Origin of the sequence: Enterobacter sp. 22499 (assembly GCF_052044815.1) — a bacterium.
GTDB lineage: Bacteria > Pseudomonadota > Gammaproteobacteria > Enterobacterales > Enterobacteriaceae > Enterobacter > Enterobacter bugandensis.
Genome location: NZ_JBQENR010000011.1, coordinates 72,491 through 82,864 on the forward strand (window position 1 = coordinate 72,491; position 10,374 = coordinate 82,864).

Annotated in this window: 7 protein-coding genes and 1 rRNA gene; 6 read left to right on the top strand and 2 right to left on the bottom strand. The window is 56.2% G+C overall.

The annotated features are described in order from the left end of the window. Positions 1 to 31: 31 nt before the first annotated feature. The gene (gene fre, locus ACTJI7_RS22080) at positions 32 to 733 is read left to right on the top strand and encodes an NAD(P)H-flavin reductase (RefSeq protein WP_028014772.1); all 702 of its coding nucleotides are present in this window, start codon (positions 32 to 34) and stop codon (positions 731 to 733) included. A 182-nt stretch (positions 734 to 915) separates the two neighbouring features. On the opposite strand, the gene fadA is transcribed toward fre, so the two are convergent. Together fadA and fadB are read right to left on the bottom strand one after the other, a co-directional pair. After that, positions 916 to 2,079: an acetyl-CoA C-acyltransferase FadA gene (fadA, locus tag ACTJI7_RS22085; protein ID WP_008501515.1), complete on the bottom strand. Its 1,164-nt coding sequence runs from the start codon at positions 2,077 to 2,079 to the stop codon at positions 916 to 918. Between the two features lie 9 nt (positions 2,080 to 2,088). Beyond that, a complete protein-coding gene (gene fadB / locus ACTJI7_RS22090; protein ID WP_126818785.1) occupies positions 2,089 to 4,278 on the bottom strand; it encodes a fatty acid oxidation complex subunit alpha FadB in 2,190 nt (729 codons plus the stop codon). Positions 4,279 to 4,468: 190 nt separating this feature from the next. On the opposite strand from fadB, the gene pepQ reads away from it, so the two are divergent. The 5 genes from pepQ to ACTJI7_RS22115 all read left to right on the top strand — a co-directional run bounded on the left by pepQ (position 4,469) and on the right by ACTJI7_RS22115 (position 10,354). Further along, positions 4,469 to 5,800: a Xaa-Pro dipeptidase gene (pepQ, locus tag ACTJI7_RS22095; RefSeq protein WP_028014769.1), complete on the top strand. Its 1,332-nt coding sequence runs from the start codon at positions 4,469 to 4,471 to the stop codon at positions 5,798 to 5,800. After that, complete coding sequence (locus ACTJI7_RS22100; RefSeq protein WP_041911843.1) at positions 5,800 to 6,414, top strand: IMPACT family protein; 615 nt, start codon at positions 5,800 to 5,802, stop codon at positions 6,412 to 6,414. The genes pepQ and ACTJI7_RS22100 overlap by 1 nt, the downstream gene beginning before the upstream one ends. Positions 6,415 to 6,454: 40 nt before the next feature. Beyond that, positions 6,455 to 7,906 carry a Trk system potassium transporter TrkH gene (gene trkH / locus ACTJI7_RS22105; RefSeq protein WP_013099227.1) on the top strand — a complete coding sequence of 484 codons (1,452 nt, stop codon included), beginning with the start codon at positions 6,455 to 6,457 and terminating at the stop codon, positions 7,904 to 7,906. 10 nt (positions 7,907 to 7,916) lie between these two features. Then, positions 7,917 to 8,462 (top strand): menaquinone-dependent protoporphyrinogen IX dehydrogenase, encoded by a 546-nt coding sequence (gene hemG, locus ACTJI7_RS22110; RefSeq protein WP_048959733.1) that lies wholly within the window; start codon positions 7,917 to 7,919, stop codon positions 8,460 to 8,462. A 352-nt stretch (positions 8,463 to 8,814) separates the two neighbouring features. Beyond that, positions 8,815 to 10,354: ribosomal RNA gene (locus ACTJI7_RS22115) — 16S ribosomal RNA — on the top strand. Positions 10,355 to 10,374 lie beyond the last annotated feature (20 nt).

Sequence of the window (10,374 nt, forward strand, 5' to 3'; positions counted from 1 at the left end):
AGCCCTATAGACTTCCCGACAGAGAGAGCGAATGACAACCTTAAGCTGTAAAGTGACGTCGGTTGATGCTATTACCGACACCGTATATCGCGTCCGTTTGGTTCCTGAAGCGGCATTCTCATTCCGTGCCGGCCAGTACCTGATGGTGGTGATGGATGAGCGTGATAAGCGTCCTTTCTCTATGGCCTCTACGCCAGCAGAGCAGGAATTTATTGAGCTGCATATTGGTGCGTCTGAGCTTAACCTGTACGCGATGGCCGTGATGGACCGCATCCTGAAAGAGCGTGAGATTGTGGTCGACATTCCTCACGGCGATGCGTGGTTGCGTGATGACGAAGACCGTCCGCTGATTCTGATCGCGGGCGGTACGGGCTTCTCCTATGTGCGCTCTATTCTGTTGACCGCGCTGGCGCGTAATCCAGACCGTGACATCACCATCTACTGGGGCGGCCGTGAAGAGAAGCACCTGTACGACCTGTCTGAACTGGAAGCGCTGAGCGTTAACCATCCTAACCTGCGCATTGAGCCAGTGGTCGAGCAGCCGGAAGAGGGCTGGCGTGGACGTAGCGGGACGGTGCTGACGGCGGTACTGCAGGATCACGGCACGCTGGCGGGACATGATATCTACATTGCAGGCCGTTTCGAGATGGCGAAAATTGCCCGCGACCTGTTCTGTAACGAACGCGATGCGCGTGAAGATCGCCTGTTTGGCGATGCGTTTGCCTTCATTTAAATAAAAAACCCGCCCCTGACAGGCGGGAAGAACGGCAACTAAACTGTCTCTCTTCGCCAATGACGCCATAACTGCGTTGGCTGCGCTCGTTCACCCGAATCACTTACTAATGTAAGCTCATCGGGATTCGCTCGCTTGCCGCCTTGTTCTGACGTCATTGGCTTTGAGATACTTTTCCTTACTTACACTCTCTCAAACACCGTCGCGATACCCTGACCCAGGCCGATACACATCGTTGCCAGACCAAACTGGGCATCTTTGCGTTCCATCAGGTTAATCAGCGTCGTGCTGATACGCGCCCCGGAACAGCCCAGCGGGTGACCGAGGGCGATCGCGCCGCCGTTGAGGTTAATCTTCTCGTCGATCTGCTCCATCAGCCCCAGATCTTTAATGCACGGCAGGATCTGCGCGGCAAACGCTTCGTTCATCTCGAACAGATCGATATCGCTGGCAGTTAAGCCCGCTTTTTTCAGCGCCAGCTTCGAGGCCGGAACCGGGCCGTAACCCATGATTGAAGGATCGCAGCCCACCACCGCCATCGAACGCACGCGAGCGCGTGGCGTCAGGCCCAATTCGCGGGCGCGGCTTTCGCTCATCACCAGCATCGCGGCGGCACCGTCGGACAGCGCCGACGACGTCCCTGCCGTTACCGTACCGGTGACCGGATCAAATGCCGGACGCAGGGTAGAAAGCGCTTCGACCGTCGTTTCCGGACGAATGACTTCGTCGTAGCTGAACTGCTTCAGTACGCCGTCTGCATCGTGGCCCCCGGTCGGGATGATCTCATTCTTGAAGGCACCGGACTGCGTGGCGGCCCAGGCGCGGGCGTGAGAGCGCGCGGCAAAAGCATCCTGCATTTCACGACTGATGCCGTGCAGGCGGGAGAGCATCTCGGCGGTAAGGCCCATCATGCCTGCGGCTTTCGCCACGTTGCGGCTCATGCCCGGATGGAAATCGACCCCGTGGCTCATCGGCACATGGCCCATGTGTTCAACGCCGCCGACCAGACAGGCCTGCGCATCGCCGGTCATGATCATGCGCGCTGCGTCGTGCAGGGCCTGCATCGACGAACCGCACAGGCGGTTGACGGTAACGGCCGGAACCGAATGCGGGATCTCCGCCAGCAGCGACGCGTTGCGGGCGATGTTGAAGCCCTGCTCCAGCGTTTGCTGCACGCAGCCCCAGTAGATATCGTCGAGCGCTGCTGGGTCCAGCGCCGGGTTACGCGCCAGCAGGCTACGCATCAGGTGCGCGGAGAGGTCTTCCGCTCGCACGTTACGGAACGCACCGCCTTTTGAACGGCCCATCGGGGTGCGAATCGCATCAACAATGACAACCTTTTCCATTGTGACTCCTTAAGCCGTTTTCAGCGCGCCAACCGGACGGGCTGGCTCAACTGCTGGATAGTAGGGTTCGTTATGGCGCGCTTTGTTACGCAGCCCTTCCGGCACTTCATAAAGCGGGCCGAGGTGCTGATATTGCTGCGCCATATCGAGATAGCGGGCGCTGCCGAGCGTATCCAGCCAGCGGAACGCGCCGCCGTGGAACGGAGGGAAGCCCAGGCCGTATACCAACGCCATATCCGCTTCTGCCGGGCTGGCGATAATGCCTTCTTCCAGGCAACGGACCACTTCGTTGATCATCGGAATCATCATGCGGGCAATAATTTCGTCGTCGGTGAAGTCGCGTTTCGGCTGGCATACGTCGGCCAGCAGGCCATCCACCGCCGCATCTTCTTCTTTCTTCGGTTTGCCTTTGCTGTCTTCTTTATAACGCCAGAAGCCCAGGCCGTTTTTCTGTCCGAAGCGGTTGGCGTCAAAGAGGGCGTCAATGGCATCGCGATAATCTTTCTGCATGCGCTGCGGGAAGCCCGCCGCCATGACGGCCTGCGCGTGGTGGGCGGTATCAATGCCGACGACGTCCAGCAGATACGCCGGGCCCATCGGCCAGCCGAACTGTTTTTCCATTACTTTGTCGATTTTGCGGAAGTCCGCACCGTCGCGCAGCAGCTGGCTGAAGCCGGCGAAGTACGGGAACAGCACGCGGTTGACGAAGAAGCCTGGGCAGTCATTAACGACGATCGGCGTTTTACCCATCTTGCTTGCCCACGCCACGACTTTAGCGATGGTTTCGTCAGAGGTTTTTTCTCCACGGATCACTTCGACCAGTGGCATACGGTGTACCGGGTTGAAGAAGTGCATTCCGCAGAAGTTTTCCGGACGCTTCAGCACGCTCGCCAGTTCGCTGATGGGGATGGTGGAGGTGTTTGAGGCCAGGACGGCGTCCGGGCGAACCTTGTCTTCCGTTTCCGCCAGCACCGCTTTTTTGACTTTCGGGTTCTCAACGACCGCTTCAACCACCACGTCCACACGGTCGAAACCGCTGTATTCCAGCACAGGCTGGATGGTTGAGATCACGCCTGCGAGCTTCAGCCCGTCAATTTTTCCGCGCTCAAGCTGTTTATTCAGCAGCTTGGCGGCTTCGGTCATGCCCAGCGTCAGAGATTTCTCGTTGATGTCTTTCATCACTACCGGCACGCCTTTCCAGGCCGACTGGTAAGCGATGCCGCCGCCCATAATACCGGCGCCGAGTACCGCCGCGTGTTTTGGCGTCTCAACGTTTTTGGTCAGCTGTTTGGCTTTGCCTTTCACGAACTGATCGTTGAGGAAGATGCCAACCAGCGCGCGGGCTTCATTGGTGTGCGCCAGCGGAACAAAGCTCTGGTTTTCCAGTTTCAGGGCTTCGTCGCGGCCAAAGCGGGCTGCCGCTTCAATGGTTTTCACCGCCGTGATTGGCGCCGGGTAGTGTTTACCCGCCGTCTGCATCACCACGCCTTTGGCGATGGTGAAGCTCATGGTGGCTTCAATCTTGCTGAGCTTTAACGGCTCCAGCTTCGGCTGACGTTTGGCTTTCCAGTTCAAATCGCCGTTAATCGCCTGGCGCAGAATGGCGAGTGCACCTTCAACCAGCTTCTCTGGTTTCACGACGCCGTCGACCAGACCAATTTTCTGCGCCTGTTCTGCACCCACGTCTTTACCGGCGGCAATGATTTCCAGGGCGCTGTCGGCGCCCAGCATGCGCGGCATACGCACGGAACCGCCAAAGCCCGGCATGATGCCCAGCTTGGTTTCCGGCAGGCCGATACGCAGGTCCGGCGTCGCCAGACGGTAGTCGGTCGCCAGCACGCACTCGCAGCCGCCGCCCAGCGCGTAGCCGTTCACGGCAGAGATCGTTGGAACAGGCAGATCTTCCAGACGATTAAAGACGCTGTTGGCAAAGTGCAGCCACTGGCTCAGCTGTTCTTCCGGAACCTGGAACAGCGAAAGGAATTCGGTGATATCGGCACCGACGATAAAGGCCGCTTTGTTCGAACGCAGCAGCAGCCCTTTTAATTCAGATTGCTTTTCAAGTACTTCCAGCGCCTGGCCAAGACTGGCCACCGTCGCGGTATCAAGCTTATTCACTGAGCCGGGGGCATCGAACACCAGTTCGGCAATGCCATCTTCCAGCCAGTTGAGGTACAGGGTGTCGCCTTTGTAAAGCATGTCAGTCTCCTGAATCCAGCAAGTGGATCTGGTCATACCAGATGAGACGGAGTGTGGAATTTATGTTAATAAAATGCAAATTACTCATTAAGAAATTGCTGCGTTGATCACGGTCGGTGGAAATCACGCAGCCGGAGTGAGGTGTGCTAAGATGCGATGACTTGAGGTCAAAAAAACGAAAGGAAGAATGATGGACTCACTGGCTTCGCTTTATAAAAATCATATCGTTACCCTACAGGAACGTACCCGCGATGTACTGGCCCGCTTCAAGCTGGATGCTCTTCTGATCCACTCCGGCGAGCTGATGAATACTTTTCTTGATGACCACGCCTATCCGTTTAAGGTTAACCCGCAGTTTAAAGCCTGGGTGCCGGTGACACAGGTTCCGAATTGCTGGCTGCTGGTGGACGGCGTGAACAAGCCGAAACTGTGGTTCTACCTGCCGGTTGATTACTGGCACAACGTCGAACCGCTGCCGACCTCTTTCTGGACCGAAGAAATTGAGGTGATCGCCCTGCCAAAAGCGGACGGCATTGGCAGCCAGCTGCCAGCGGCGCGCGGCAACATCGGCTACATTGGCCCTGTACCTGAACGTGCGCTCGGTCTGGATATTCCGGCAGACAAACTCAATCCGAAAGGCGTGCTGGATTACCTGCACTATTACCGCGCGTATAAAACCGACTATGAACTCTACTGCATGCGTGAAGCGCAAAAAACGGCGGTGAATGGCCACCGCGCCGCGCACGAAGCGTTCCAGTCAGGCATGAGCGAGTTCGATATCAACCTGGCCTACCTGACCGCAACCGGTCATCGTGACACCGACGTACCGTACAGCAACATCGTCGCGCTGAATGAGCACGCGTCTGTTCTCCACTACACCAAACTGGATCATCAGGTTCCGTCTGAGATGCGCAGCTTCCTGCTGGACGCAGGCGCAGAGTACAACGGCTATGCGGCCGATCTGACCCGCACCTGGGCGGCGAATGCGGATACCGATTTTGCGCAGCTTATTAAGGACGTAAACGACGAACAGTTGGCGCTGATTGGCACCATGAAGGCCGGAACCAGCTACGTGGATTACCACATCCAGTTCCATCAGCGCATTGCCAAACTGCTGCGTAAGCATCAGATTGTGAAAGACATGAGCGAAGAGGCGATGGTCGAAAACGACCTGACTGGACCATTCATGCCGCACGGTATCGGCCACCCGCTGGGCCTGCAGGTTCACGACGTTGCGGGCTTCATGCAGGATGATACCGGCACGCACCTGGCGGCACCGTCTAAATATCCTTACCTGCGCTGCACCCGTATTCTTGAGCCGCGCATGGTATTGACCATCGAGCCGGGGATCTACTTTATTGAATCCCTGCTGGCGCCGTGGCGTGAAGGGCAGTTCAGCAAGCACTTCAACTGGGAAAAAATCGACGCGCTGAAACCGTTTGGCGGCATTCGTATCGAAGATAACGTGGTGGTTCACGAGAACGGTATCGAGAATATGACGCGAGACCTGAAGCTGGCCTGATGGAAAGCTGGCTGATACCGGCTGAACCGGTCACCTTTGTTGAGGAAATCAAGAAAAGCCGCTTTATTACGCTGCTGGCGCACACCGACGGCGTAGAGGCGGCGAAAGCGTTTGTCGAGTCCGTTCGCGCGGAGCACCCTGACGCACGTCACCACTGCGTGGCGTGGGTGGCAGGGCCGCCGGACGATTCGCAACAGCTCGGTTTTTCAGACGACGGTGAACCGGCGGGCACAGCCGGTAAACCCATGCTCTCCCAGCTGATGGGCAGCGGCGTGGGTGAAATTACCGCCGTGGTGGTGCGCTACTACGGCGGCATCCTGTTAGGTACGGGTGGGCTGGTAAAAGCGTATGGCGGCGGCGTTCAGCAGGCACTGAATATCCTGACGACCACCCGCAAAACGCCGCTCACCGAATATACTTTATTGTGCGATTACGCTCAGCTATCGGGCATTGAAACACTGCTCAAACAATTTAACGGCGTGATTGCGCACAGTGATTACCAGGCAATGGTGCAATTACGCGTGGCGCTTCCTCAGGCAGAACTGGCTGCTTTTTCAGCAAAACTGGCTGATTTCAGTCGCGGTTCGTTGCAATTGCTGCCGATTGAAGAATAATCCCCACCTCACTTTTTGAATACCAAAGGAAGCGGCAGAGATGCATTTTCGTGCCATAACCCGAATCGTTGGACTGCTGGTCATACTCTTTTCGGGGACGATGATTCTCCCTGGACTGGTGGCGCTTATCTACCGGGACGGCGCGGGGCGGGCTTTTACCCAGACCTTCTTTGTCGCGCTGGCGATCGGCTCGCTGCTGTGGTGGCCGAACCGTCGTCAGAAAGGTGAGCTGAAATCTCGCGAAGGCTTTCTGATTGTGGTCCTGTTCTGGACGGTGCTGGGAAGCGTCGGTTCGCTGCCCTTTATCTTCTCTGAGCAGCCTAACCTCAGCATCACGGATGCCTTTTTTGAATCGTTTTCTGGTTTAACGACCACTGGTGCGACGACGCTGGTGGGGCTGGATTCGTTACCCCACGCTATTCTCTTTTATCGCCAGATGCTGCAGTGGTTCGGGGGGATGGGGATCATCGTCCTGGCGGTGGCCATCCTGCCGATTCTGGGCGTCGGGGGGATGCAGCTGTACAGGGCTGAAATGCCGGGGCCGTTGAAAGACAACAAGATGCGTCCGCGTATTGCCGAGACGGCGAAAACCCTGTGGTTGATTTATGTTTTGCTGACGGTAGCCTGCGCGCTGGCGCTGTGGTTTGCCGGGATGCCTGCCTTCGATGCTATCGGGCACAGCTTTGCGACAATTGCCATTGGCGGGTTCTCCACTCACGATGCCAGCGTGGGGTACTTCGACAGCCCAACGATTAACACCATCATTGCGATTTTCCTGCTGATCTCTGGCTGTAACTACGGCCTGCACTTCTCTTTACTGAGCGGACGTAGCCTGAAGGTGTACTGGCGCGATCCTGAGTTCCGCATGTTCATTGGCGTCCAGCTTACCCTGGTCGTCATCTGCACCCTGGTGCTGTGGTTCCATGATGTTTACAACTCGGCGCTGACCACGCTCAATCAGGCGTTTTTCCAGGTGGTGTCGATGGCGACGACCGCCGGGTTTACCACGGACAGCATCGCGCGCTGGCCGCTGTTCCTGCCGGTACTTCTGTTGTGCTCCGCGTTTATCGGCGGCTGCGCCGGGTCGACGGGCGGTGGTCTGAAGGTGATTCGTATTCTGCTGCTGTTCAAGCAGGGGAACCGTGAGCTGAAGCGTCTGGTCCACCCGAATGCGGTTTACAGCATTAAGCTGGGGAACCGCGCGCTGCCGGAACGTATCCTCGAAGCGGTGTGGGGGTTCTTCTCGGCGTATGCGCTGGTCTTTATCGTCAGCATGCTGGCGATCATCGCGACGGGAGTGGATGATTTCTCCGCTTTTGCGTCCGTCGTCGCAACACTAAACAACCTCGGGCCTGGCCTGGGGGTTGTGGCGGATAACTTTGCCAGCATGAACCCGGTTGCGAAATGGATCCTTATTGCCAATATGCTGTTTGGTCGTCTTGAGGTCTTTACGCTGCTGGTGCTGTTCACCCCAACATTCTGGCGCGAATAAGGAGCCGTTGATGAAAACACTGATTCTTTTCTCTACGCGAGACGGACAAACGCGTGAGATTGCCGCGTATCTGGCGTCGGAATTAAAAGAGCTGGGCATTTACTCGGATGTGGTGAACCTGAATCGCGCGGAGGAGATTGCCTGGCAGGAGTACGATCGCGTGGTGATTGGCGCCTCCATTCGTTACGGACACTTCCATCCGGCGCTGGATCGCTTTGTGAAAAAGCATACGGCGGTACTCAACACATTGCCGGGCGCGTTTTACTCGGTCAATCTGGTTGCCCGTAAAGCTGAGAAGCGTACGCCGCAGACCAACAGCTACACGCGTAAGTTTTTACTCAGCTCGCCGTGGCAACCGGATCTGTGCGCCGTCTTTGCCGGTGCGCTGCGCTATCCTCGCTACCGCTGGTATGACCGCTTCATGATCCGCCTGATAATGAAGATGACGGGTGGCGAAACCGATACGCGTAAAGAAGTGGTTTATACCGACTGGTCGCAGGTGGCCAGTTTTGCGCGGGAAATTGCCCATTTAGCGGGCGATTCGCGACTTAAATAAGCGTTAAGTTTGAAAAGTGAGCGAACGAAAAGTTTTTTGTATTTTGTGCTTGTCACTTCAGAATAACTCCCTATAATGCGCCTCCACTGACACGGAACAACGGCACACACGCCGCCGGGTCAGCAGAGAAAAGCAAAATAAACGCTTGACTCTGAAGCGGGAAAGCGTAATATGCACACCCCGCGCCGCAGCGAAAACGAAGCGGCAATGCTCTTTAACAATTTATCAGACAATCTGTGTGGGCACTCAAAGTGACATGGATTCTTAACGTCCCCGGACGAAAAATGAATACCAAGTCTCTGAGTGAACATACGTAATTCATTACGAAGTTTAATTCACGAGCATCAAACTTAAATTGAAGAGTTTGATCATGGCTCAGATTGAACGCTGGCGGCAGGCCTAACACATGCAAGTCGAACGGTAGCACAGAGAGCTTGCTCTCGGGTGACGAGTGGCGGACGGGTGAGTAATGTCTGGGAAACTGCCTGATGGAGGGGGATAACTACTGGAAACGGTAGCTAATACCGCATAACGTCGCAAGACCAAAGAGGGGGACCTTCGGGCCTCTTGCCATCAGATGTGCCCAGATGGGATTAGCTAGTAGGTGGGGTAACGGCTCACCTAGGCGACGATCCCTAGCTGGTCTGAGAGGATGACCAGCCACACTGGAACTGAGACACGGTCCAGACTCCTACGGGAGGCAGCAGTGGGGAATATTGCACAATGGGCGCAAGCCTGATGCAGCCATGCCGCGTGTATGAAGAAGGCCTTCGGGTTGTAAAGTACTTTCAGCGGGGAGGAAGGTGTTGAGGTTAATAACCTCAGCAATTGACGTTACCCGCAGAAGAAGCACCGGCTAACTCCGTGCCAGCAGCCGCGGTAATACGGAGGGTGCAAGCGTTAATCGGAATTACTGGGCGTAAAGCGCACGCAGGCGGTCTGTCAAGTCGGATGTGAAATCCCCGGGCTCAACCTGGGAACTGCATTCGAAACTGGCAGGCTAGAGTCTTGTAGAGGGGGGTAGAATTCCAGGTGTAGCGGTGAAATGCGTAGAGATCTGGAGGAATACCGGTGGCGAAGGCGGCCCCCTGGACAAAGACTGACGCTCAGGTGCGAAAGCGTGGGGAGCAAACAGGATTAGATACCCTGGTAGTCCACGCCGTAAACGATGTCGACTTGGAGGTTGTGCCCTTGAGGCGTGGCTTCCGGAGCTAACGCGTTAAGTCGACCGCCTGGGGAGTACGGCCGCAAGGTTAAAACTCAAATGAATTGACGGGGGCCCGCACAAGCGGTGGAGCATGTGGTTTAATTCGATGCAACGCGAAGAACCTTACCTACTCTTGACATCCAGAGAACTTAGCAGAGATGCTTTGGTGCCTTCGGGAACTCTGAGACAGGTGCTGCATGGCTGTCGTCAGCTCGTGTTGTGAAATGTTGGGTTAAGTCCCGCAACGAGCGCAACCCTTATCCTTTGTTGCCAGCGGTTAGGCCGGGAACTCAAAGGAGACTGCCAGTGATAAACTGGAGGAAGGTGGGGATGACGTCAAGTCATCATGGCCCTTACGAGTAGGGCTACACACGTGCTACAATGGCGCATACAAAGAGAAGCGACCTCGCGAGAGCAAGCGGACCTCATAAAGTGCGTCGTAGTCCGGATTGGAGTCTGCAACTCGACTCCATGAAGTCGGAATCGCTAGTAATCGTGGATCAGAATGCCACGGTGAATACGTTCCCGGGCCTTGTACACACCGCCCGTCACACCATGGGAGTGGGTTGCAAAAGAAGTAGGTAGCTTAACCTTCGGGAGGGCGCTTACCACTTTGTGATTCATGACTGGGGTGAAGTCGTAACAAGGTAACCGTAGGGGAACCTGCGGTTGGATCACCTCCTTACCTTAAAGAACCTGCCTTTG

What these genes read in the sequence shown, in the direction of transcription:
- fadB (WP_126818785.1), bottom strand. Translation starts at nt 4,278, where the DNA reads ATGCTTTACAAAGGCGACACCCTGTACCTCAACTGGCTGGAAGATGGC.
- trkH (WP_013099227.1), top strand. Translation starts at nt 6,455, where the DNA reads ATGCATTTTCGTGCCATAACCCGAATCGTTGGACTGCTGGTCATACTC.
- hemG (WP_048959733.1), top strand. Translation starts at nt 7,917, where the DNA reads ATGAAAACACTGATTCTTTTCTCTACGCGAGACGGACAAACGCGTGAG.
- fadA (WP_008501515.1), bottom strand. Translation starts at nt 2,079, where the DNA reads ATGGAAAAGGTTGTCATTGTTGATGCGATTCGCACCCCGATGGGCCGT.
- fre (WP_028014772.1), top strand. Translation starts at nt 32, where the DNA reads ATGACAACCTTAAGCTGTAAAGTGACGTCGGTTGATGCTATTACCGAC.
- pepQ (WP_028014769.1), top strand. Translation starts at nt 4,469, where the DNA reads ATGGACTCACTGGCTTCGCTTTATAAAAATCATATCGTTACCCTACAG.
- ACTJI7_RS22100 (WP_041911843.1), top strand. Translation starts at nt 5,800, where the DNA reads ATGGAAAGCTGGCTGATACCGGCTGAACCGGTCACCTTTGTTGAGGAA.